The sequence below is a fragment of the Georgenia yuyongxinii genome (assembly GCF_006352065.1).
Classification (GTDB): domain Bacteria; phylum Actinomycetota; class Actinomycetes; order Actinomycetales; family Actinomycetaceae; genus Georgenia; species Georgenia yuyongxinii.
This window is the reverse complement of record NZ_CP040915.1, coordinates 1,074,771-1,097,673: the sequence shown is the minus strand read 5'-3', so window position 1 is coordinate 1,097,673 and position 22,903 is coordinate 1,074,771. Positions and strand designations below refer to the sequence as shown.

Genomic DNA, 22,903 nt, shown 5'->3' with positions numbered 1-22,903 from the left:
ACCCATCGCGGGGTGGTCGGGGGGCGTGGCAGGCGCGGGTGCGCTCCTGCGCACGGCCGCGGGCCCCGCGGGAGGACGGTTCCGGGGCGACCGCCGGGGCCCTCGACCGCGCCGGCGGGTCAGGGCCCCTCGTCGGCCTCCGGGCCTTCGTCGTCCTCGTCGGGCACCTCGGCGAGCTGCTCGGCCACGTCCTCTGGGCTGGCCTCCCGGGTGGGCTCGTCCACCACGACCTCGGGTTCGTACTCCTCGGGGGACGCGGCGACGTCGTCCTCGGCCACGTGCTCCTCGCCGAGCACCTCGGGGTCGAGCTCGACGGCGGGCTCGGCGATGCGGTCCGGTCGCGGGATGCTCATGGCTCCTCCAGGGGTGGGCGGGGTTTCGAGGCCAGCGTGCCCCGGCGGGTAGGGCGGCGCAAGGCAGTGAGCGGGTCAGGCGGCGTCGGCGTGGACGGGCTCGGGGAGCACGACCCAGACCACGTGCGACCACCCGCCCAGGGCCGGGTGGGGGCCCTCCCGGTCGAGCAGCTCGTCGAGGAGGACGGGGTAGACCCGCCCGCTCGCGGGATCGTAAAGGTGGAGCACCGGTCTGCCGGCGTCGTCGTGGCCGCGGTGGGCGGCGGCCGCCGGCGGCGGCACGGCGAGCACCACGTGCCGTGGTACGGCGGTGGTCAGCCCGCGGCCGAGGTCGCCGCCTGTGTAGAGCGGGACGGGTACGCCGGCAAGGGTGGCGCCGTGGACGCTGGTGAGGAGTGTGCGGGCCCGGGCGGTCGTGTCGGCCAGCGGGACCGAGCGGTAGCGCACCCCGGGGAACCGGGCCTCGCGGGCCGCCGTCCAGGGCGGGGTACCGAGCGACCCCGGCCAGGGCGCCGGGCCGAGCGCGGCGGCGGAGGTCCGGGTCCTGACGTGCCGCTGGGCGGCCGTGAGCCGGGCGGTCACGCCCGCGGGCCCCGGCTGGGCGGTACCGCCGAGCGCGGCGGGCGGGATCTCCGGTGGCACCCGATGTGGGAGCAGCTCCGGCGGCAAGGTGCCGTGCTCGAGCCAGTCGGCGAGCACGCGGTCCCCGGTGGCGGCGAGCATGAGCAGGGCCGTGGACCCGCACGTGGTCTGGTCGCTCTGCCGGGCGGGGGCGCCGCCAAGAGTGACGGGCAGCCCGGCTCTGGCGCCCGGCGTGGGCGGGGCTGGAGCAGGCCGGGTGGCCGGTGGCGGGGTGGACGACGCCGCCGAGGTGACATCTCGGGGAGAAGATGACATCTCACGGGGATGGGGAGCGGACGCCACCGGGCCGTAGCCCCGCGGGCCGTGGGCGGCCAGGCGCAGCTCCGCCGCCCCGCCCGCCCGGCTCGGGGCCGGCGACGGGCCTCGGACCGGCCGGGTCCACGGTGCGAGAAGGAAAGTCAGGGACAACCGGGACCACGTAACCATGGCGCCCAGCGTGCCGGAGGACCGCTCAGCCGGCGACCCGGTCGAGCACGACCGTGCGCCCGGTGTCGGACGCCTGGCGGACCGGCGTCTGCCCGGCCGACTGCCCCGCGGGCGGCCGCCCCGCGGAGATGACCACGCCGCCGTCGAGGGCCTCCCGGGCCCGGTCGAACCGCTCCGAGGTGTCGGTGTGGAGCGTCAGGAGCGGCTGGCCCTTGCGGACCGGGTCGCCGGGCTTGGCGTGCAGCTCCACGCCGGCGACCGCCTGGACCGGGTCCTCCTTGCGGGCCCGCCCGGCCCCTAGCCGCCACGCGGCCACCCCGACGGCGTAGGCGTCGAGGCCGGTGAGCACGCCGTCGGCGTCGGCGAGCACCTGCTCGGTGTGCCGGGCGACCGGGAGCGGCGCGTCGGGGTCGCCGCCCTGGGCGGCGATCATCCGGCGCCACACGTCCATGGCCCGGCCGTCCTGCAGCGCCGCCGCCGGGTCGGCGTCCGGGCGGCCCGCGGCGTCGAGCATCTCCCGCGCCAGCGCCACGGTCAGCTCGACGACGTCTGCGGGGCCGCCGCCGGCGAGCACCTCGACGGACTCGCGCACCTCGAGCGCGTTGCCGGCCGTCAGGCCCAGCGGGGTGGACATGTCGGTGAGCAGGGCGACCGTGCGCACCCCGGCGTCCGTGCCGAGCTCGACCATGGTGCGCGCGAGCTCACGGGCCCGCTCAGCGTCCTTCATGAACGCCCCGGACCCGACCTTGACGTCCAGCACCAGTGAGTCGGTGCCCTCGGCGATCTTCTTGCTCATGATGGAGCTGGCGATCAGCGGGATCGCCTCGACGGTGGCCGTGGTGTCGCGCAGGGCGTACAGCTTCTTGTCCGCTGGTGCCAGCCCGGCGCCGGCCGCGCAGATGACCGCGCCGACGTCCTCGAGCTGCGTCAGGATCTGGGCGTTGCTCAGCGACGCCTGCCAGCCGGGGATGGACTCGAGCTTGTCCAGGGTGCCGCCGGTGTGGCCGAGCCCGCGGCCCGACAGCTGGGGTACGGCGACGTCGAAGACGGCGACGAGCGGGGCCAGGGGCAGCGTGATCTTGTCCCCCACGCCGCCGGTGGAGTGCTTGTCGGCGGTGGGTCGCGAGAGCCGCGAGAAGTCCATGCGCTCGCCGGAGCGGATCATCGCCTGGGTCCACCGGACGATCTCCGCGCGCTCCATCCCGTTGAGGAAGATCGCCATGGCGAGGGCGCTCATCTGCTCCTCGGCGACGACGCCACGGGTGTAGGCGTCGATGACCCAGTCGATCTGGGCAGCGTTGAGGACCCCGCCGTCGCGTTTGGTGCGGATGACGTCGACGGCGTCGAAGGACTCGGTCATGCGGTGGCCTCCCGGGTGAGGTACTCGGGCCCGAACGCGTCGGGCAGGACTTCGCTCATCGGGCGGACGCCGCCGGGCATCTCCACGAGCAGGTCGGGGCCGCCGTGCTCCCAGAGCAGCTGGCGGCACCGCCCGCACGGTACGAGGAGCTGCCCGCGGCGGCCCACGCAGGTGAAGGCCACGAGGCGGCCGCCGCCGCCGCGGATCAGGTCCGAGATCAGCCCGCACTCGGCGCACAGGGTGACGCCGTACCCGGCGTTCTCCACGTTGCAGCCCGAGACGGTGCGCCCGTCGTCGACGAGCGCAGCGGCCCCCACGGGGAAGTCCGAGTAGGGCACGTACGCCCGTTCCATCGCCTCGTACGCCAGGGCCCGCAAGGCGGTCCAGGTCCCTTCGGAGATCGTCATGAGGCCTCCAGTGCGGCTCGTGCGCGCGCGGCGGGCCGGCGCAGCGTGGTCACTTGATGTACGGGATGTTCTCCGCTGCGGGGGCCCGCACCCGACCCACGAACCCGGCGACGGCGAAGATCGTCACGACGTAGGGCAGCATGAGCAGGAACTCACTGGGCACGGGTGAGCCGATCGTGGAGAGCACGTTGCCCAGGTTCTTGGAGAACCCGAACAGCAGGGCGGCAGCCAGGGCGCCGGTCGGGTTCCACTTGCCCAGGATCATCGCGGCGAGGGCGATGTAGCCCTGCCCGGCCGACATCTCCTTGCCGAAGGCCAGCCCGGAGCCGACCGTGAAGAAGGCCCCGCCCAGGCCGGCGACCGCGCCGCCGAGGATCGTGTTGCGCACGCGGGTGCGGTTGACCTTGATGCCGACGGTGTCGGCCGCCTTGGGGTGCTCACCCACGGACCGCACCCGCAGGCCCCATCGGCTGCGGAACAGGAAGATCTGCAGCACGATCACCGCGACGTACATGAGGTAGACGAGCAGGTTCTGGTTGAACAGCACCGGCCCGATGACGGGAATCTCCGAGAGCAGCGGGATCGGCAGGTTCGGCAGGCGCTGCCGGGCGTTGAACTGCTCGGCGTTCTCGGTCAGGACGGTGGAGAACAGGAAGCTCGTCAGGCCGATGACCAGGACGTTGAGGACCACGCCGACGATGATCTGGTCCACCCAGTACCGCACCGCGAAGAAGGACAGCAGCACGCCGACGAGGGCGCCGGCGATGGGTGCGGCGATCATTCCCAGGTACGCGCTGGAGGTCAGCGAGCCGATCACCGCGGCGAGGAACGCGCCGCCGAGGAGCTGGCCCTCGATGGCGATGTTGACGATGCCGGACCGCTCGCACAGCACGCCGCACAGGGCACCGAAGACGAGCGGCACGGACAGGGCGAGCGCGCCCTGCAGCAGCGTGGTGAGCGGGATGACCGTGGCCCGGCCGGCTCCCACCCACACGAGGAAGGAGAGGACGAACGCGGTGCCGAAGACGACCGGCGCCCAGACGGGCACCTTCCGCCGGGCGAGGGCCAGCCGGGTGACGAAGAGGGTCAGCGCCACCATGATCGCGGTGAGCACCCAGTTCGTCAGGACGCTGGGGACGGCGAAGTTGGGGATGGCGATGAGGTCGGTGGCGCGGGAGAGCTGGAAGGTGGTCTCCTGGCCCCGCTCGGGCAGCAGGGTGAACAGCACGAGGGTCACGGCGGTGAGGACGCCGTAGATGACCGGCCAGCGCCAGCTCACCGGCACGAGCACGGTGGGGCTGGTCTCCTCCCGGGGCGCGGCGGTGGTGGTGGCGGTCATGCCGCAGCCTCCTTGACGGCCGGGGTGGCGGTCCGGCGACGCGGTGCGGCGCCGGGGGTGGGGAGTCGGAAGATGGCACGCACCAGCGGCGGGGCCGCGATGAGCAGCACGATGATCGACTGCACCACGAGGATGATGTCGATCGGGGTGTTCGTCGTGGACTGCATGAGGAAACCGCCGGCCTTGAGCGCGCCGAAGAGCAGGCCCGACAAGAAGGTGCCGAACGGGCGGGACCGGCCGAGCAGGGCGACGGTGATGGCGTCGAAGCCGTAGCTGGCCGCGACGCCGGCGGTGAGGGCCTTCTCGGTCCCCAGCACCTGCGCCGCGCCGGCGAGACCACACAGCGCGCCGGCGATCAGCATGGTGAAGACCGTGACCCGGGGCACCGAGATGCCGGCGGTGCGGGCGGCCGAGGGGTTGGCGCCCGAGGCGCGCAGCTCGAAGCCGAGCGTGGAGCGCTCGAGCAGCCACCACACGAACACGGTCACCGCGATGGCCACGAGGAACCCGGCGTGGAGCCGGAAGCTCGGGCCCAGCAGGAGCGGGAAGGTGCCGGAGTCCGTGGGGATGTTCGGCGACTTCGGGAACGGCGACCCCGGCAGCTTGAACGCCTGGGTGGTGAGCAGGTACGCGACGAGGTACACCGCGATGTTGTTGAGCATGATCGTGACGATCACCTCGTTGGCGCCAGTGCGGGCCTTGAGCACACCGGCGATGCCCGCCCAGATGGCACCGCCCAGCGCGGCGCCGATGGCGGCGAGAGTCACGTGCAGCACCGGCGGCAGGTCGAAGGTGAAGCCGATGAAGGCACCGAAGATGCCGCCGAGGATGATCTGGCCCTGGCCACCGATGTTGAACAGGCCCGCACGGAAGCCCACGGCGACGCCGAGGCCGGCGAGGATCAGCGGCACGGAGAACACCAGGGTCTCAGTGAACGGGCGGATCGAGCGGGCGAAGGTCTCGGCCTGGAAGTCGAAGATGGCACCGCGGAACAGGGCCACGTAGGCGCTGTTCACGGCGTCCCAGGACGCGGCGAAGAAGTCCGAGGGCCGGGCGAAGACGTAGGCGGAGGCCTCCTGCACGCCGGCGTCGGCCAGGGCGATGAGCACCGCGCCGATCACCAGGGCGACCAAGATGGCCAGCACCGAGACCAGCCAGCTCCCGGAGAGCAGGTCGCGGAAGAACTGGGACGTCCTCGTCTCTGCCGCGGGGGGCGTCTCTCGCGGCACGCCGCCAGGGCCCGCGACGGCGTCCCCGCGGGCGGTCAGGTCGCCCGGCTGTGCGGCGACCTGGGGGGTCTCGTTGACGGGGTCGCTCACTGCCGTCCCTCCTGCTCGGCCACGACGTCCGCGGCGGCCATCATGGTGCGGTGCTCAGCCGCCTGGGCCTGGGCCTCCTCCAGCGGTACGCCCGCCATCATGAGACCCAGGACGTCCCGGTGGGTTCCGGCCTCGACGATGCCGACCATCCGGCCGCGGTACATCACGGCGATGCGGTCGGCCAGCGCGAGCACCTCGTCGAGCTCCGTCGAGACGATCAGTACAGGGGTGCCGTTGTCCCGCTCCGACACGATCCGCTTGTGCATGAACTCGATGGAGCCGACGTCCAGTCCGCGGGTGGGCTGCGAGGCCACCAGGAGGCGCAGCGGGCGGGACATCTCCCGCGCGATGACCACCTTCTGCTGGTTGCCGCCCGAGAGTGTCGAGATCGGGTCCTCGACCGACGTGAGCCGGATGTCGAACTCGGACACCCGCTGCTCGGCGCTGCGCCGCACCACCGCGGGGCTCATGGCCATGCCGGAGGCGAAGGGCTCGGTGTCGTAGAGGTCGAGCACGAGGTTCTCCGCCACGGAGAAGCTGGCGATGATCCCGTCGGTGGAGCGGTCCTCGGGCACGAAGCCAAGTCCGGCGCGCAGCCGGTCCTTCACCCCGCGCCCGACCAGCTCGGTGCCGTCGAGGGTGAGGGAACCGGTGACGGGAGCGGTGAGCCCGAGGATGGTCTCGGTCAGCTCGGTCTGACCGTTGCCCTGCACGCCGGCGACGGCAAGGATCTCGCCGCGGCGCACGGAGAAGCTGAGGTTGTCCACCATCGTCTTGCCGTCGGCGTCGAGCACGGTCAGGTCGGTGACCTGGAAGGCGTCCTCGCCGGGCTCGGCGGGCGCCTTGTCCACGGTCATGCTCACCGTGCGCCCGACCATCATGGACGCGAGCTCGGTCTCGGTGGAGGTAGGGCTGGCCTCGCCGACGACCTTGCCGCGGCGGATCACGGTGATCTTGTCGGCCACCGCGCGGACCTCGCGGAGCTTGTGGGTGATGAACACGATCGAGGTGCCGTTGGCCTTGAGCTGACGCATGATCTCGATCAGGTCGTCGGTCTCCTGCGGGGTGAGCACAGCGGTGGGCTCGTCCAGGATGAGCACGCGGGCGTCGCGGGAGAGCGCCTTGATGATCTCGACCCGCTGTTGCACGCCGACCGGCAGGTCCTCGATGTAGGCGTCCGGGTCCACGTGGAAGCCGAACCGGTCGGAGATGTCCTTGACCCGCTTGCGGGCCTCGCGCAGGTTGATCAGGCCCGCGGCGCCGGTGGGCTCGTAGCCGAGCACCACCGACTCGGCCACCGTGAAGACGGGGACGAGCATGAAGTGCTGGTGAACCATGCCGATGCCCGCGGCGACGGCGTCACCGGGGCCGGTGAAGTTCACCGGCTTGTCGTCGAGGAGGATCTGACCGTCGTCGGGGTCGTACAGGCCGTAGAGGACATTCATCAAGGTGCTCTTGCCGGCCCCGTTCTCCCCGAGCAGAGCGTGGATCTCGCCGGGCTCGACCACGAGGTCGATGTGGTCGTTGGCGACGAGCGACCCGAAGACCTTGGTGATCCCCTTCAGCTCCAGCTTCACGTTGCGTGAGCTCCCTGGATCGGGCGCACCTGGTGCGCGAGTGGCTGCTGTGCCGGACGGCACGACACTAGTCGAGCGGAGAGCCGGACGGCCCGGCCACGAGGGCCGGGCCGTCAGGGAGCTGCTGCGCTCAGCGGGTCCGCATCACTGAGGCGCGTTGACCGACTCGACGGTGATCTCGCCGGCGATGATCTGCTCCTGGAGCGCGGTGACCGCGTCCTTGAGCTCCTGCGGGACCTCGGCATCGAAGTCGTGGAACGGGGCCAGACCCACGCCCTCGTTCTCCAGGGTGCCGATGTACGGGTCGGCGCTGAAGTTGCCGTCGGCCGACTCGGAGATGGTGTCGAACACGGCCTGGCCGATCTGCTTGATCACAGAGGTCAGGACGATGGAGCCGAACTCCGTCGACTCGTACCAGTCGGAGTCCACGCCGATGACCCAGACGTCGCCCGCGGCGTCGGCCGCGGCCGCCGCACCCAGGCCGACGGGGCCGGCCACCGGCATGATGATGTCGGCGCCCTGGGCGATGAACTGCTCCGTCAGCGTCTGGCCCTGCGCGCGGTTGTCGAAGTCGCCGGAGAAGGAGCCCTTCTGGCCCTCCTTGTCCCAGCCGAGGAGCGTGACGTCGGTGCCGTTGTCCTCGTTGTACTTCGCGACGCCGTCGGCGAAGCCGTCCATGAAGATCGTCACGGAGGGGATCTGCATGCCGCCGAAGGTGGCGACGGTGCCGGTCTTGGTCATGCCGGCCGCGACGTAGCCACCGAGGTAGGCGGCCTCGGCGGTGTTGAACACGATCGGCTTGGCGTTGTCGAGCTCGACCGGGTTGAAGTCCGCGTCGGAGAAGGTGGAGTCGATGAGGCCGAAGTTCACGTCGGGGTTCGCCTCGGCGGCGCTCTGGATCGGGTCCTCGAGGAGGAAGCCGACGCCGATGGTGAGGTTGCAGCCCTGCTGGACCATGGAGTCGATGTTGGGCCCGTAGTCGGCGTCGGACTGCGACTCCGCGTCGGCCTCCTGGACACCCAGCTCGTCGACCGCCTTGAGGAGGCCCTCGTAGGCGGACTGGTTGAAGGACTGGTCGTCCCACCCGCCCTGGTCGGAGACGACGCAGGCCAGGAAGTCGGAGGCACCGCCCTCGGTCTCCTCGGCGGTGGTCTCCTCACCAGCGGCGGGAGTCTCCTCTTCCTCCGGCGCGGCGCCACAGGCCGCGAGCGCCAGGGCGGCGGACGCCACGAGCGCCGTCGCGTAGATGCTCTTCTTCACGCGTGTCTCCTGCATGTGTGTGGCCGGGGACCGTCCCGGGCGGAGGGTCGCTCTGCAGGGAGAGCGCCGACTGGGCTGATCCGTTCGGCGGATATCAGGACCGACCCTAATGGGCCGGGCGCCCCAATCTAGCCACATGCTGAGACCATCGGGAAAAGAGTTACCGAAACGTTTCCCTAGAGGTGCCACGATGGCGGGTTTCGGCCGACAGTGCGCGTCTCGGCGGGGCGGCGCCGTTGCTACCCGACGCGTGCGAGCTTCGCCGCGCGGTCACTACCCGACCCGCGCGTGCTCGGCGGCGCCGTCGCCGGCCAGCACGGCCGTCCGGGCGAGGAGCCGGGCGCCGACGGCGATGGCGCGCTCGTCGAAGACGATGTCGCCGCGGTGCAGGTCGTAGGAGGGCCCGCCGGGCGTGCGGGTGCCCAGGCGCACCAGCGCGCCGGGGATGCGGGTGAGGTACCAGGCGAAGTCCTCGCCGCCCAGGGACTGCTCGGTCAGCACCACCGCGTCGGGGCCGATGACGTCCTTCGCGGCGGCGTCGAAGGTGCGCACCGCCCGCTCCTCGTTGACCACCGGCGGGATGCCGCGCACGTAGTTCAGCTCGATGTCGACGCCGTAGGGCGCGACCACCTGGACGGCCGACTCCTGGATGACCTTCGCGGCGCGCTGCCAGGCCCGGCCGTCCAGGCACCGCAGCGTCCCCGAGACCGACCCGCTGGCGGGGATCGCGTTGGGGGCCCGCCCGGCGTGGACGGCACCCCAGGTGAGGTTGACGCCGGCGCGGGGGTCCAGGCGCCGGCCGAGGACGGCCGGCAGCTGGGTGATGAGCTGGCCGAGTGAGAAGACGACGTCGCCGGTCAGGTGGGGCCGGGAGGTGTGCCCACCGTCGGAGGTCACCGTGATCGTGAGGGTGTCGGACGCGGCGGTGATCGCCCCGATGCGCGAGCCGACCTTGCCCACGTCCACCTTGGGCTCGCAGTGCAGGGCGTAGATCTGCTCGACGCCGTCGAGCACTCCCTGGTCGATCGCGGCCTCGGCGCCGCCGGGCTGTACCTCCTCGGCGGGCTGGAAGATGCAGCGCACTCCCACGGGCAGCTCGCCGGCGTCGTCGAGGGCCTTGAGGGTCAGGGCGGCGCCGTAGAGGGCGGTGGTGTGGATGTCGTGTCCGCAGGCGTGGGCGAAGCCCTCGCGCGTGGAGGCGAAGGGCAGCCCCGTGGTCTCTCGGACCGGCAGCGCGTCCAGGTCGCCGCGCAGCCCGATCCGCCGGCGGCCCCGTTCGCGGGGGTCGGCGCCGATGTTGACGGCGAGCCCGGTGCCCTCCAGGAGCCGCGGCGCGAGCCCGGCGGCCCGCAGCCGGTCGGCGAGGTAACGCGTGGTGCCGTGCTCCATGCGGGCCGGCTCAGGGTGGGCGTGGATGTACCGGCGGACCTCGATCAGCTCGGGCTCGAGGGCGGCCACCACCGCGTTGATGCGGCGGGCGATCGCCGAGTCCGTGGTGGCCGGGATGGTCGTGGTGGGCACATGGCCGACCCTAGACCTGCACCGACGCCCGGGCACCCGCGTCCCCGCCACCCATGCGCGCGAGACGTCAACTCCTCCGCGACATGTCAACAGGTGCCGGACGGCAGGACCCGGGGCGTCCCCTATGTGGCCGTGGTCAGCGCAGGTCGTCCCGGTCACCCAGGTTCTCCACGACCTGCTTGACCTGCTGGGCGTGCGCCCGGGTGGTCACCAGCAGGGCGTCGGGGGTGTCCACGACGACGGCGTCACGGATGCCGAGCACGGCCACCGTGCGGCCGCCGGCCGGGATCACCAGGGTGCCGTCGGCGCCGAGCGTCAGCACATCGGCGGCGTCGCCGAGCACCCGCACGTGGCCGGTCTCGGGGACGAGCCCCGCGAGGCTCGCGAAGTCGCCGACGTCGTCCCACCCCATCGTGGCAGGGACGACGGCGACTCCACCGCGGGCGGCGACCGGCTCTGCGATCGCGTGGTCGATCGCGACCTTCTCCAGCTCCGGCCACACCCGGCGGAGCACCTCGTCGCGGGCGGGGCTGTCCCACGCGTCGGCGATCTCGGTGAGCCCGGCGTGCATGGCGGGACGCTCGACGGCGAGGTGGTCGAGCAGGACGCGGGCGCGCACGACGAACATCCCGGCGTTCCACCGGTACTCCCCGGTGGCCAGGTACGCCGCGGCAGTGGTGGCGTCGGGCTTCTCCGTGAAGCCGCGGACGGCGCGCGCGGTCGGGGCCGCACCGTCGGGCAGCTCCTCGATCGGCTCGCCGGCGTGGATGTAGCCGAAGGCCGACGACGGGTGGTCGGGCTCGATGCCGATGGTGACGACGTAGCCGGCGTGGGCCACCGTCACGGCCTCGCGCACCGCCTTCTCGAAGGCGGCGCCGTCGCGCACCACGTGGTCGGCGGCGAAGGAGCCGACCACGACGTCCCCGTGCCGGCGGGCGAGCACCGCGGCGGCGAGGCCGATGGCCGCCATCGAGTCGCGGGGGCTAGGTTCGGCGAGCACGTCCTCGGCGCCGAGGTCTGGCAGCTGGGCGCGGACCGCCTCGGCGTGCGCGGTCCCGGTGACCACCGTGACCGCGCCGCCCGCAAGCGGCTGGAGCCGGTCGAACGTCTCCTGCAGGAGCGTGCGGCCGCTGCCGGTGAGGTCCAGCAGGAACTTCGGCGCGGCCCGCCGGGACAGCGGCCACAGGCGGGTGCCGGCGCCCCCGGCGGGAACGATGGCGTGCAGCATCGGGGCGGAAGCGGCGTCGTCGGGCATAGGGCCCACCCTAGGACGCACGCGAGCGGCGGGGTCAGCGCACGTGACCGGCCGCACGCTGGGCGCCGCGCCGGTAGCGCTCGCGCGCCTCGGCCGCCCGACGGTCCAGCCGGGCCACCCGCCAGCGGTGGAACCGGCCGGTGAGGCCCGGCCAGCGCGGCTCCTGCTCCGGCTCGTAGCCGGGCCGGAGCGTCTCGTCCGGGAGGACGGTGCCCGTGACCGGCTGGTGGTCCCACTCCAGGGTGGCCGGCGCGGACTCGGTGACGTAGTTGGGCCGGTCGTCGAGGTGGACCTCCTCGGCCGTCTCCGGCTTCGCCGGCGCGGGCGGGTTCGCCGTCCATGACGCGACGATCAGGGTCACCCGGGCCAGCAGGTTGACCCACAGCAGCAGCGTGACGATCGCGGCGAACGAGGCGAGCAAGGGATCGTCCACGGCGCCGACCACGGTGGTACCGAGCAGGCGCAGCACCCCGGCGGCGACGGCACCGAGCAGCGTGCCCACCAGCAGGTCGCGGCGCAGCGGCCGGACTCCGGCCGCCACCCGGAAGAGCATGAGGAAAACCGCCCAGTCCACCAGCAGCGCGACGGCCAGCCCCAGGGCGCGCAGGAGGAAGCCGGCCACGGTCCCCCGCACACCCAGGGCGTCGAGCACGACCGTGCCGAGCGTGCCTGCGACGAGGCTGAGGACGGCGGTGACGAGGACCCCGAGGGTCAGCGCGAGGAAGCCGGCGAGGTCCCGGGCCTTGGCTGCGACGGCATTCTCGGGGGGTGCGACGATGCCGAACATGGCGCGGATCGAGCTCTTCATCGCGGCCATCACGCTGAGCGCGGTCCACAGGAGCACGACCCCAGCGAGGATGCTGGCCGGGTTCAGCGCGGCCTTGACGACCAGGTCGTCCGGCTTCAGCAGGCCGCCGGACCCGTCGTCGATGATGCCGGGCAGGGCGTCGTTGAGTGATCCGATCACCGTCTGCCGCAGCTCCTCGTTGCGGCCGAGCGCCGCCGTGAAGAGGGTGAAGGAGATGGCGAGCGCGGCGAAGATCGAGAAGAGCGCGGAGTACGCGATGCCGCCGGCGAGCCACCTGCCGCGGGCGATGCCGTACCGGGCGAGCGTGCGCCCGGCCCTGCTCTCCCGCACGCGCGCGACCGCGCGCTTGACGCGGCCGCCCGCGCCGACTGCCATACGACCTCACCTTAGCGGCGCCGGCTCCGCGCGCACTCCGGGGGGGTGGTCAGCCGCCCGGGCAGTGGTCTGCCCCCGCGCGGTGGTCAGTCGCCCTCGCTCGTACGGGCGCTCTAGCTGACCCGGTGGGTGACCGCGGTACCCGTGAGCGGCACTCTCGAGATCGTCCGCCACACGCCGTCGTCGCCGTGCTCGTACAGGCGCATGCTGCCGGCCGCGTAGGTCGCCTCGAAGTCGGCGAGCGACTTCTCGGCGAGGTCGAGCGTGGCGTCGTCGACCTCGTGGGCGATCGTCACGTGCGGGTGGTACGGGAACCGAAGGTCCTGGGCCAGCACGCCGGTGCGAACCGCTCGCTGCAGCGACTCGAACTGCGCGACCCCCTCCTCCACCACCACGAACACGACCGGGCTGACGGGGCGGAACGTGCCCGTGCCGCGCAGGGTCACCACGAACGGGGCCTGGGTGGCGGCGACCTCCCCCACGTGCTCCATGACGTCGGTGAGCTGCTCGGGCTCGACCACCGTCGGGGGGATCAGCGTGACGTGCGGCGGGATCGCCCGGGCGAGCGGGTCCCCGAGCTTGGCACGCGTGGACTGGATCACGGTCGCGTAGGGCTCCGGGATCTGCAGCGCGACGCCGATCCGCACCTGGTCCCCCAGGCGTTCGGGCAGATGCATCCGTCAGTTCCTCCCCTCAGGTGTAAGACCTTCCGCGCGCCGGGCACTCGTCGGCGAGTCGCGGACGTATCACGTCCCCATCCTGGCAGGTTCCGCGTGGGCCGGGGAACGCCCTGGGGACGGGCCGGCGTGGCAGGAAGCGGTCACTCTACGCGCGGCCAGGGTGCCTCGGCACCGGCGGCCCCACCGGGGACACCGCCGCGGAACGCCGCCGGGACGGTGCCGTCGGCCGCGCCCGCGACGTCTCGGTAGGCTGCGTGGCTTATGAGCCGGCTCCTTCCCGCCTGGTCCGACGACGATGGCGCCGCCCGGGTCCGGGCCTTGTTCGCCGAGTCCTTCGCCGCCGAGCCCGACGGCGTGTGGGCCGCGCCCGGGCGGGTCAACGTCATCGGTGAGCACACGGACTACAACGGCGGCCTCTGCCTGCCCATCGCCTTGCCCCACCGCACCTTCGTGGCGCTGCGCGCGCGCCCCGGTCGCACCGCCCGCCTGGTCAGCGCGCAGCAGCCGGGTCTGCGGGAGGTGGACCTCGACGCCGTCGCCCCGGCCGGCACGGCGGACGCGGTGCAGGGCTGGCCCGCCTACGCCGCCGGGGTCGCGTGGGCACTCGAGCGCGACGGGCTCGCACCCGCCGGGTCGCTGCCCGGTTTCGACATCGCGGTCGACTCCTGCGTGCCCCACGGCGCCGGGCTGAGCTCCTCCGCGGCGCTGGAGTGCGCCATCGCCGTCGCCCTGGACGACGTCGCCCACCTCGGCCTGGCCGCCGACGACGCCGGCCGGGCGCGGCTGGCCGCGGCGTGCGTGCGGGCCGAGAACGAGATCGCCGGCGCGCCCACCGGCGGGATGGATCAGGCCGCGTCGCTGCGTGCCCGGGCGGGGCACGCGCTGCTGCTGGACTGCCGCGACGGCTCGGTCGAGCACGTGCGCCTCGACCTGAACGCGGCCGGGCTCGCGCTGCTGGTGATCGACACCCGGGCGCCGCACCGGCTCGTCGACGGCCAGTACGCGCGCCGCCGCGCCGTGTGCGAGGACGCCGCACGGGTCCTGGGCGTGGCGTCGCTGCGTGAGGTGGCCGACGCCATCATGGCCGGCGAGACGACGCCGGACGACGTGCTGGCTCGCCTGTCCGACGAGGAGCAGCGCCGCCGGGTCCGGCACGTGGAGTCCGAGATCGAGCGTGTGCGCTTCTTCGTCGCCCGGCTGCGCGACCCGAATGCGTTGCGCGGCTGGTCCCTGGACAAGTCCGCCTGGGCGCTGGACGCCTCCCACGAGTCGCTGCGCGAGGACTACGAGGTCTCCTCCCCCGAGCTCGACCTCGCCGTCAGCGCCGCCCGCGCCGCCGGCGCCCACGGCGCGCGGATGACCGGCGGCGGCTTCGGCGGCTCCGCCATCGCGCTGGTCGACGCCGAGCGCGCCGAGCCCGTGGCCGTCGCCGTGCAGGAGGCGTTCGCGGGCGCGGGACTGCGTCCACCGGCGTTCCTGCTCGCCGACGCCCACGGACCGGCGGGACGGGTCGATGGCTGACGAAGGCGACACGGCGGCGGCGCGGGCGCGGCTGGAGGAGGTGCGGGCGGCGGCCCGGGCGCGACTGGCCGCCCTGGACCGGTCCTTCGACGACGTCGTTGCCGCGGCGGACGGCGCCAACACCGACGACGAGCACGACCCGGAGGGGGCCACCATCGGCTTCGAACGGGCACAGGTGACGGCCCTGGCCGAGCAGTCCAGGCAGAGCCTCGCCGACGCCGACGCCGCCCTGGCGCGGCTGGGCGCCGGGAGCTACGGCCGGTGTGCTCGCTGCGGCCGCGACATCCCGGCAGCCCGGCTGGCGGTACGGCCGACCGCGACCATGTGCGTGGAGTGCGCCGGCCGGCGCTGAGCCCGCCGATCCCCCACCGTCACCCGCCGTCCCCCACCGTCACCCGGCGTCACCCGCCGTCACCCGCCGCGAGATGTCATCTTCTCGGTGAGATGTCACGAGATCTCACCGAGAGATCACCGGCGTCCCCCTTGAGACCACCACTGGTCCCGGCGGCGGGGCGCACGTCTCCGACCTCCCACTGGATACGGAGGAGGCGCGATAGGTTCCGCCAGAAGTGGCTGTCGGCGAGGACCGCCCACGACCCCCTGGGGACCACATGTCGTTCGCCCGCACCATCGTCTTCCCAGCTCTCCGCCTCCTCGTCTGGGCAGTCATCGCCGCCGCGCTCGTCAAGCTGGCCTTCTTCAACGGCGCGGGCGGGCTGACCGCGGACCCCGGTGCCCCGGTGCAGCCCGGCGGGGTGTTCACCGACCCGGTCGTGGCCGTCGGCACGGGCACGGTGACCAACACCGTCACCGTCGACGCCACGGTGACCGCCGACCCCGCGGTCGAGGCCCGGGCCACCATGGAGGGCACGGTGGGCTACCTGGCCGTCGCCGCCGGTGACCGAGTCGATGCCGGGGCGCCGCTCCTCGAGATCCGTCAGGAGGTCCCCCGGGACCCGCTGGAGATCACCGACGCCGAGGGCAACGTCACCGTCGTCGAGCAGGCGCCGCGGGTGCGGCGGTCCACGGTCACCGCCCCGGTCGCCGGGACGGTCGCGCTGAAGGTCATGCTCGACCAGCAGGTCTCCATCAGCGATGCCGTAGCCGCCGTCACCCCGGGCACGTTCTCCGTGGCCGGGCCACTCTCCGCCGAGCAGCAGTACCGCCTCCTCGACGCGCCCTCCGAGGCCACCATCGAGGTCCGCGGCGGCCCGGCCCCGTTCACCTGCACGGGCCTGAGCACCGGCACCGAGGTCTCCCCCGCGCCGTCGCCCGCCGACCCGTTTGCTGATCCCTTCGCCGAGCAGGCTTCGGGCAGCGGGACGGTGCAGGTCAGCTGCGCGGTCCCGGTCGACGTCACCGTCTTCGCCGGCCTCGCCGGCACCATGACCATCACCGCCGGGAAGGCCGCCGACGTCCTGCTCGTACCCGTCACCGCCGTCCAGGGTCTGTTCGCGACCGGCAACGTCTGGACGGTCGGCGCCGACGGCGAGCCGGTCAAGAAGCCGGTCGGCCTGGGCATGACCGACGGGCAGATGGTCCAGGTCACCGAGGGCCTGAACGAGGGTGAGGAGATCCTGGAGTTCATCCCGGTCGGCGACCCGCCCACCGGCATCGGACCCGACGGCCTGACGGCGGAGGGGACCGTGTGATGCCGCTCCTCGAGCTGCACGGGGTCACCCGCACGGTGCGGCTGCCCGACCTGAGCGAGCTGCACATCCTGCGTGGCGTGGAGCTGACCGTGGAGGCCGGGGAGCACATCGCCATCGTCGGCCGCTCCGGCACCGGCAAGTCCACGCTGCTCAACATCCTCGGCCTGCTGGACTCCCCCTCGACCGGGCAGTACCTCCTCGACGGCGTCGACGTGGGGCGCCTCGGCGGGCGGCGTCGCGCCCGCCGCCGCGGCGACGACTTCGGGTTCGTCTTCCAGCAGTTCAACCTGCTGCCCGGGCGCACCGCCCTGGAGAACGTCGTCGCCCCGCTGCTCTATGCGCGGGGCCGCACCTTCTGGCGCCGCACCCGCATCGCGGCCGAGATGCTCGACCGGGTGGGCCTGGCAGACCGGCTGGACTCCCTGCCCGCCCGGCTCTCCGGGGGCGAGCAGCAGCGGGTCGCCATCGCGCGGGCGCTGGTGCGCGAGCCCCGAGTGATCCTCGCGGACGAGCCCACGGGCGCCCTCGACGTCGACACCGGCAACGAGATCGTCGGCATGCTCGACGCGATCGCCACCGACACCGGCGCCGCGCTCATCGCGATCACCCACGACCTCGCCGTCGCCTCGCGGGCCCGGCGGCACCTGCGCCTCGGCGAGGGCGTGCTCACCCCTATCGACATCGCCCCACGCACCGGCGGCACGCTGGAGTCGCTCGTCGGCTCGGACTCGGCGGCGGCGCGATGACCGGCGTCGTCGGGGCGCTGGTCGAGGCCTGGGACGAGCTGCGCCTGCACAAGCTGCGCGTGCTGCTCTCCCTGGTGGGCATCGCCGTCTCGGTGGCCGCGATGACGGCGGTGCTGGCGGTGGGCGAGATGACCGCGCAGGCCCAGGTGGAGATGATGGACCGCGACTCGGGGCGGCAGACCACGATCACGGTCAACGCCTGGGGGGCCACCGGCACCGAGGAAGTGGTGCCGACGATGCGCGCGATGGTGGACCGCTACGACGTCACGCACGCCTCCGTGGTGCTGTGGACCACGGGACGGTTCCGCGCCGGTGCCACGACGATCGACGCGCCGCTGCAGCTGGTCGACCAGCCGTACGGCGTCATGCACCGCGTACCGGTCAGCGAGGGCGCCTGGTTCTCCCCGGGCGACGACGAGCGCCGCGCGCCCGCGCTCGTCGTCAACGAGTCGTTCCTCGCCGCGATGGGCGGTGTGGACCTCGCCGGTCGCCCGGTCGTCACCGTGCCCGGCGACCACCCCGCCACGATGGTGGTCATCGGTGTGATGCCGGACCGTTGGGAGGGCGAGGGAGCGACCGCATTCGCGCTGTACGACGCATACACCCGGGTCACGGGGGCTCCCGAGCTGGATCCCATGATGGGCGCGGTTCCCCAGCTGGAGCTGTGGGTGCCGCCGGAGCTTGCCGAGGACGCCGACCGGCGGGTGCGAGCCGACCTCACCGGGGCGCTGGGTGAGGGCGCGATGGTCGACGTCTACCGCAACGACCAGTTCGGCCAGCAGGCCTTCAACGACACGTTCCGGCTCGTGGTCGTCGGTATCGGCGCGCTCGTGCTGCTGCTGGGCGCGCTGAGCCTGGTCAACATCGCGTTGGTGACCGTGCGGCAGCGCATCCGCGAGATCGGCATCCGCCGCTCGTTCGGAGCGTCGTCGGGCCGGGTCTTCTTCTCGATCATGCTCGAGTCCGTGGTGGCGACGGCGGTGGCAGGCGTGGTCGGGGTGGGCCTGGCGATCACAATCGTGCAGGCGCTGCCGCTGGAGACGTGGCTGGGCTTCACCATCGAGGACGTCCCGCCGTTCCCGCTCTCGGCGGCGCTGACGGGGCTGCTCGCCGCGGCGGGGGTAGGTGCGCTGGCCGGGCTCCTGCCCGCCGTCGTCGCCGTGCGGGTGCGCCCGATCGACGCGATCCGGTACTGACCCGGCCCTCTACGGGCGAGATGTCATCTCCTCCGCCACATGTCATCCACTCGGCCGCCTTCGATGACATCTGACGGAGAAGATGACATGTCGCGGAGGGGTAGGCGGGGACGCCCGGGGCGCCGTCAGACCTCGTAGCCCACGACGACCGGCGCGTGGTCGGAGAACCGGGCGTCGTAGCTGGCGGCCCGGTCCACCTCCGCGCTGGCGGCCCGCGCCGCCAGCCCGGGCGTGGCGATCTGGTAGTCGATGCGCCAGCCGGCGTCGTTGTCGAAGGCCTTGCCACGCCAGGACCACCAGGTGAACGGGCCGGGCCCGTCGCCGCCGAGCTCACGGCCCAGGTCCACCCAGCCGTCGGCGAACCACTTGTCGAGGTAGGCGATCTCCTCGTCGGTGGCACCGGAGGTCTTGTTGTGGTTGCCCTTCCAGTTCTTGAGGTCCGCCTCGCTGCGGACGATGTTGATGTCGCCGGCGACCACGACCTCCCGCTGCCCGTCCCGGGCCTGCTCGGCGAGCTGCCCCATCCGCGCGGTCACCTTCTCCAGGTGCGCGAACTTCGCGTCCATCTTCTCGGTGCGGAGGGTCCCAGAGTGGATGTAGAGGGAGACGACCGTCAGGGGCCGGTCCCAGCCCGGGACCTCGAGGTCCATCTCCACCCAGCGGCCGGTGTCCATCGGGGGCTCGCCGTCGCCCAGGCCCACCCGCACCGCGGAGGCGGGCAGCCGGGACGCGACGGCCACGCCGGCACGGCCCTTGAAGTCGGAGGCCTGGTGGGCGATGTGCCAGCCGTCACCGAGGTGCTCGGCCAGGATCTCGTCGTTGGCGCGCACCTCCTGCAGGAGCATGACGTCCGGGTTGCGGTGGCGGATCCAGGCGTCCATGCCGCGCTTGAAGGCGGCCCGGATGCCGTTGACGTTGACGGTGGCGATGGTCAGCACCCGGCCAGTATCGCCGAGGGCACCGACACGGCCGGCCGGCGTCCACGGTGTGCCGGCCTCGTGGGTCACGTTCGCCGTCGGACGGTCCGGTGGGTGTCCGCCGGACGGTCCGGTGGGTGTCCGTCGGACGGTCCGGTGGGTGCCCGGTAGGTCAGCTGCCGAACCCGGTCTTGTGGCCGCGCTGGTTGCGCAGCCGGGTGCCCTTCTCCTGGGCCACCTGGCGCAGCCCCTCCTGGTAGGTGACCATCTGCTCGCGCAGCCGGGTAGCGCCGTCGTCCGTGCCGGCCGCGAGGATGCGCACCGCGAGCAGGCCGGCGTTCTTCGCGCCGGCGATCGACACGGTGGCGACCGGCACCCCGCCGGGCATCTGGACGATGGAGAGCAGGGAGTCCATCCCGTCGAGGTGGCGCAGCGGCACGGGGACGCCGATCACGGGCAGCGGGGTGACGGCCGCGAGCATGCCGGGCAGGTGGGCCGCGCCGCCCGCGCCCGCGATGAGCACCCGCAGGCCCCGCTCGGCTGCGGTGCGCCCGTAGTCGAGCATCTCGGTGGGCATCCGGTGCGCGGAGACGACGTCGACCTCGGCCTCGACGCCGAAATCCTGCAGGACGTCCGCGGCTTCCTCCATGACCGGCCAGTCCGAGTCCGAGCCCATGACGATCCCGACAGCTGCGCCCATGTTGTCCTCCCGAGTGCGTCCGGCGTGGCCGCCGGTCCTGTCGTCAGTCTCGCACCGGCGCCGTAGCGGGGGCGCACCGATACATTTCCGGGGAGCTCATGAGCGGCCGCGGCGCGTCCGGGTGCGGACGACGGGATCCGATGCTGGGCTGGGACCGGCCCGGCACGCGGGCGCACGAGCAGGAGGAGGGACATGGCGGACCACATCGCCGCGACACTGGACAAGGCACGTGAGGGCGGGGCGCACCCCGCCGAGCTCGCTGCACTGCGCCGTCGTCTCGAGCAGCTGACCGAGCCGGGCGCCGGGCAGCTGCCCGGCGCCCGGCTCGAGCCGATGCCGGACCTGCCCCGCCTGACGGATCTGCCCGAACCGTCCGACGCCGAGGCCCGGGAGGTCCTGGACCGGCTGGTGGTGCTCAAGCTCAACGGCGGCCTGGGCACGAGCATGGGCCTGTCGGGGCCGAAGTCGCTGCTCGAGGTCAAGCCCGGCCAGTCGTTCCTCGACATCATCGCCCGCCAGGTACTCGCCCTGCGGGAGCGGCACGGGGCACGTCTGCCGCTGGTGCTGATGAACTCCGCGGGCACGCGGGATGCGTCGCTGGCGGCGCTGCGACGGCACGAGATCGACGTCGACGGCGTGCCGCTGGACTTCCTGCAGGGCCGGGAGCCCAAGCTCCGTGAGACGGACCTGCTGCCGGTCGAGTGGCCGGCGGACCCCGAGCTGGAATGGTGCCCGCCGGGCCACGGCGACCTGTACACGGCCATGGCGGTCTCCGGTGCGCTCGACGCGCTGCTGGCGGCCGGGCTGCGCTGGTGCTTCGTGTCGAACTCCGACAACCTCGGCGCGCTGGCGGACCCGCGGCTGGCCGCCTGGATGGCGCGCGAGCGCGCGCCGTTCGTGATGGAGGCGGTGCGCGGCACGCCGGCCGACCGCAAGGGTGGCCACCTCGCGCGCCACCGCGGCCGGACCGTGCTGCGCGAGACCGCGCAGGTGCCCGACGGCGACCCCTCCTTCGGGGACATCGACCGGTGGCGCTACTACAACACCAACAACCTCTGGGTCGACCTCGAGGCGCTGCGGGACCTGCAGGAGAGGGACCCCGGGGCCCCCGCGCTCCCGCTCATCGTCAACCGCAAGACGGTGGACCCCACGGACTCCGCGAGCACCCCGGTGATTCAGCTCGAGACCGCCATGGGCGCGGCGGTCGGCGCGATCGAGGGCGCCCGTGCCGTCGAGGTCCCGCGCACCAGGTTCGCCCCGGTGAAGACCACCGACGACCTGCTCGTGGTCCGTTCCGACGCCTACGAGCTCCGACCCGACGGCGTGCTGGCGCCGACGTTCGACGGGACCGCGCCGCACGTCTCGCTGGATCGGGCGCACTACAAGCTCATGGCCGACTTCGAGGCCCGGTTCCCCTCCGGGGCTCCGTCGCTGCGCCGGTGCACGTCCCTTGCGGTCGAGGGGGACGTCACGTTCGGGGCGGAGGTGGTGGTGGAAGGCGACGTGCGGGTCACCGGCCCGCGGCACGTCGCCGACGGGGAGGCCCTGCGGGGATGAACGGGTGAGGCGGCGGGGCGGGCTGAGCTACCGGTCCACGTGGTCGGCGTCGTCCCCGGAGGTGGCCGCCGCGCCGCCCGCGCCGCCGTCGCCGTCACCGCCGTCGCCACGCAGCAGGGCGACGGCGGCCCTGGCGGTCGCGCGGGAGTGCGCCAGGGCCGCACCCGTCACCGTGACGTGGCCAAGCTTGCGGCCCGGCCGCACCTCCTTGCCGTACAGGTGCACCTTGGCCTCAGGGTGGCGCGCCATGAGGGTGGGGTAGGCCTCGCGCGGGTCGTCCAGCGCCGAGCCGAGCAGGTTGACCATGACCGTGTGCGGCGCGGTGGGCTGGGTCTCGCCCAGCGGGAGGTCCAGGACCGCCCGCAGGTGCTGCTCGAACTGGCTGGTCACGGCGCCGTCGATGGTCCAGTGGCCGGAGTTGTGCGGGCGCATGGCGAGCTCGTTCACGACCAGGCGGGAGGTGCCGTCGTCGTGGTGCACCTCGAACATCTCCACCGCGAGGACGCCGGTGACGCCGAGGCCCGAGGCGATGCGCTCGCCGATCTCCTGGGCCCGGGCGGCGGTGGCATCAGACAGTCCCGGTGCGGGCGCGAGGACCTCGGCGCACACTCCGTCCTCCTGGATGGTCTCCACCACCGGCCAGGCGCGGACCTCGCCCGTGCCGTCGGGTCCGCCGGAGGGCCGGCGTGCCACCAGCACGGCCAGCTCGCGGGTGAACGGCACCATCTCCTCGGCGAGCAGTGCGTCGCCCGGAGCCAATGCCGCGAGCCAGTCGGCGGCCTCGGTGGCCGAACGGACCACCCGCACACCCTTGCCGTCGTAGCCGCCACGGGCGGTCTTCACCACGACGGGCCAGCCGGTCGCGTCGCCGAACCGGGCGAGCTCGGCCTCGGTGGTGACGGCGGCCCACGCCGGGCAGGGCGCCCCGACCTCGGTGAGCCGGCGGCGCATGACGAGCTTGTCCTGGGCGTGCACCAGGGCGTCCGGCCCGGGCCGGACCGGGACGCCGTCGGCCTCGAGCTCGCGCAGCAGGTCGTTGGGCACGTGCTCGTGCTCGAAGGTGAGCACGGCGGCGCCGTCGACGAGGCGGCGGATGGCGTCGGCGTCGTCCGCCGCGCCGACCGGGGCGTCCGGCACCACCTGGGCGGTGGAGACGATCGGCGACTCGACGAGCACCCGCAGGTGCACCCCCAACGCGATGGCCTGCTGCTGCATCATCCGGGCCAGCTGGCCCCCGCCCACGACTGCGACTACCGGTGCTCCCACGGTCACCGAGGGTAACCGCGGATACG

Annotated in this window: 21 protein-coding genes; 6 read left to right on the top strand and 15 right to left on the bottom strand. The window is 73.2% G+C overall.

Annotated elements, in window-relative coordinates; all coding sequences use genetic code 11:
* Positions 1–119: 119 nt before the first annotated feature.
* The 12 genes from FE374_RS04920 to FE374_RS04865 form a co-directional block, all read right to left on the bottom strand.
* Positions 120–353, bottom strand: coding sequence for a hypothetical protein (locus FE374_RS04920; protein ID WP_139927502.1), 234 nt, complete (start codon positions 351–353; stop codon positions 120–122).
* 75 nt (positions 354–428) lie between these two features.
* Positions 429–1,421: a hypothetical protein gene (locus FE374_RS04915; RefSeq protein ID WP_139927501.1), complete on the bottom strand. Its 993-nt coding sequence runs from the start codon at positions 1,419–1,421 to the stop codon at positions 429–431.
* 25 nt (positions 1,422–1,446) lie between these two features.
* A complete protein-coding gene (locus tag FE374_RS04910; RefSeq protein ID WP_139927500.1) occupies positions 1,447–2,781 on the bottom strand; it encodes a thymidine phosphorylase in 1,335 nt (444 codons plus the stop codon).
* A complete protein-coding gene (locus tag FE374_RS04905; protein WP_139927499.1) occupies positions 2,778–3,188 on the bottom strand; it encodes a cytidine deaminase in 411 nt (136 codons plus the stop codon). Before FE374_RS04905 ends, FE374_RS04910 begins: the two co-directional genes overlap by 4 nt.
* A gap of 49 nt (positions 3,189–3,237) precedes the next feature.
* Positions 3,238–4,527, bottom strand: a complete 1,290-nt coding sequence (locus tag FE374_RS04900; protein ID WP_139927498.1) for an ABC transporter permease — start codon at positions 4,525–4,527, stop codon at positions 3,238–3,240.
* Positions 4,524–5,846 (bottom strand): ABC transporter permease, encoded by a 1,323-nt coding sequence (locus FE374_RS04895; RefSeq protein WP_388042921.1) that lies wholly within the window; start codon positions 5,844–5,846, stop codon positions 4,524–4,526. Before FE374_RS04895 ends, FE374_RS04900 begins: the two co-directional genes overlap by 4 nt.
* Positions 5,843–7,423, bottom strand: coding sequence for an ABC transporter ATP-binding protein (locus FE374_RS04890; protein ID WP_139927497.1), 1,581 nt, complete (start codon positions 7,421–7,423; stop codon positions 5,843–5,845). The genes FE374_RS04895 and FE374_RS04890 overlap by 4 nt, the downstream gene beginning before the upstream one ends.
* A gap of 144 nt (positions 7,424–7,567) precedes the next feature.
* Entirely contained in the window at positions 7,568–8,683 is a 1,116-nt protein-coding gene (locus FE374_RS04885; RefSeq protein ID WP_230978459.1) for a BMP family lipoprotein, read from the bottom strand.
* A 273-nt stretch (positions 8,684–8,956) separates the two neighbouring features.
* A complete protein-coding gene (locus tag FE374_RS04880) occupies positions 8,957–10,204 on the bottom strand; it encodes an amidohydrolase (RefSeq protein WP_230978458.1) in 1,248 nt (415 codons plus the stop codon).
* A gap of 136 nt (positions 10,205–10,340) precedes the next feature.
* On the bottom strand, positions 10,341–11,459 hold the full coding sequence (locus FE374_RS04875) for a mannose-1-phosphate guanylyltransferase (protein WP_139927495.1): 1,119 nt from the start codon (positions 11,457–11,459) through the stop codon (positions 10,341–10,343).
* A gap of 34 nt (positions 11,460–11,493) precedes the next feature.
* Positions 11,494–12,642: a YihY/virulence factor BrkB family protein gene (locus tag FE374_RS04870; RefSeq protein WP_139927494.1), complete on the bottom strand. Its 1,149-nt coding sequence runs from the start codon at positions 12,640–12,642 to the stop codon at positions 11,494–11,496.
* Positions 12,643–12,755: 113 nt separating this feature from the next.
* Positions 12,756–13,319 carry a 2'-5' RNA ligase family protein gene (locus FE374_RS04865; RefSeq protein WP_139927493.1) on the bottom strand — a complete coding sequence of 188 codons (564 nt, stop codon included), beginning with the start codon at positions 13,317–13,319 and terminating at the stop codon, positions 12,756–12,758.
* A gap of 264 nt (positions 13,320–13,583) precedes the next feature.
* Here FE374_RS04865 and galK point away from each other — a divergent pair, with 264 nt between their 5' ends.
* From galK to FE374_RS04840, 5 genes are all read left to right on the top strand, one after another.
* Positions 13,584–14,843 carry a galactokinase gene (galK, locus tag FE374_RS04860; protein ID WP_139927492.1) on the top strand — a complete coding sequence of 420 codons (1,260 nt, stop codon included), beginning with the start codon at positions 13,584–13,586 and terminating at the stop codon, positions 14,841–14,843.
* Positions 14,836–15,195 carry a TraR/DksA family transcriptional regulator gene (locus FE374_RS04855; protein ID WP_139927491.1) on the top strand — a complete coding sequence of 120 codons (360 nt, stop codon included), beginning with the start codon at positions 14,836–14,838 and terminating at the stop codon, positions 15,193–15,195. The genes galK and FE374_RS04855 overlap by 8 nt, the downstream gene beginning before the upstream one ends.
* Before the next feature lie 259 nt (positions 15,196–15,454).
* Positions 15,455–16,495 (top strand): efflux RND transporter periplasmic adaptor subunit, encoded by a 1,041-nt coding sequence (locus tag FE374_RS04850; RefSeq protein ID WP_139927490.1) that lies wholly within the window; start codon positions 15,455–15,457, stop codon positions 16,493–16,495.
* Positions 16,495–17,241, top strand: coding sequence for an ABC transporter ATP-binding protein (locus FE374_RS04845; protein ID WP_139927489.1), 747 nt, complete (start codon positions 16,495–16,497; stop codon positions 17,239–17,241). Before FE374_RS04850 ends, FE374_RS04845 begins: the two co-directional genes overlap by 1 nt.
* Complete coding sequence (locus FE374_RS04840) at positions 17,238–18,437, top strand: ABC transporter permease (protein WP_139927488.1); 1,200 nt, start codon at positions 17,238–17,240, stop codon at positions 18,435–18,437. Before FE374_RS04845 ends, FE374_RS04840 begins: the two co-directional genes overlap by 4 nt.
* Before the next feature lie 125 nt (positions 18,438–18,562).
* Here the strand turns inward: FE374_RS04840 and FE374_RS04835 are convergent, their stop codons facing one another.
* The gene (locus FE374_RS04835; RefSeq protein ID WP_139927487.1) at positions 18,563–19,375 is read right to left on the bottom strand and encodes an exodeoxyribonuclease III; all 813 of its coding nucleotides are present in this window, start codon (positions 19,373–19,375) and stop codon (positions 18,563–18,565) included.
* Between the two features lie 151 nt (positions 19,376–19,526).
* Entirely contained in the window at positions 19,527–20,054 is a 528-nt protein-coding gene (purE, locus tag FE374_RS04830) for a 5-(carboxyamino)imidazole ribonucleotide mutase (protein WP_139927486.1), read from the bottom strand.
* A 192-nt stretch (positions 20,055–20,246) separates the two neighbouring features.
* Here purE and FE374_RS04825 point away from each other — a divergent pair, with 192 nt between their 5' ends.
* Entirely contained in the window at positions 20,247–21,611 is a 1,365-nt protein-coding gene (locus FE374_RS04825) for a UTP--glucose-1-phosphate uridylyltransferase (RefSeq protein WP_139927485.1), read from the top strand.
* 27 nt (positions 21,612–21,638) lie between these two features.
* Here the strand turns inward: FE374_RS04825 and FE374_RS04820 are convergent, their stop codons facing one another.
* Positions 21,639–22,877 carry a 5-(carboxyamino)imidazole ribonucleotide synthase gene (locus FE374_RS04820; RefSeq protein ID WP_139927484.1) on the bottom strand — a complete coding sequence of 413 codons (1,239 nt, stop codon included), beginning with the start codon at positions 22,875–22,877 and terminating at the stop codon, positions 21,639–21,641.
* Between the last annotated feature and the right edge of the window lie 26 nt (positions 22,878–22,903).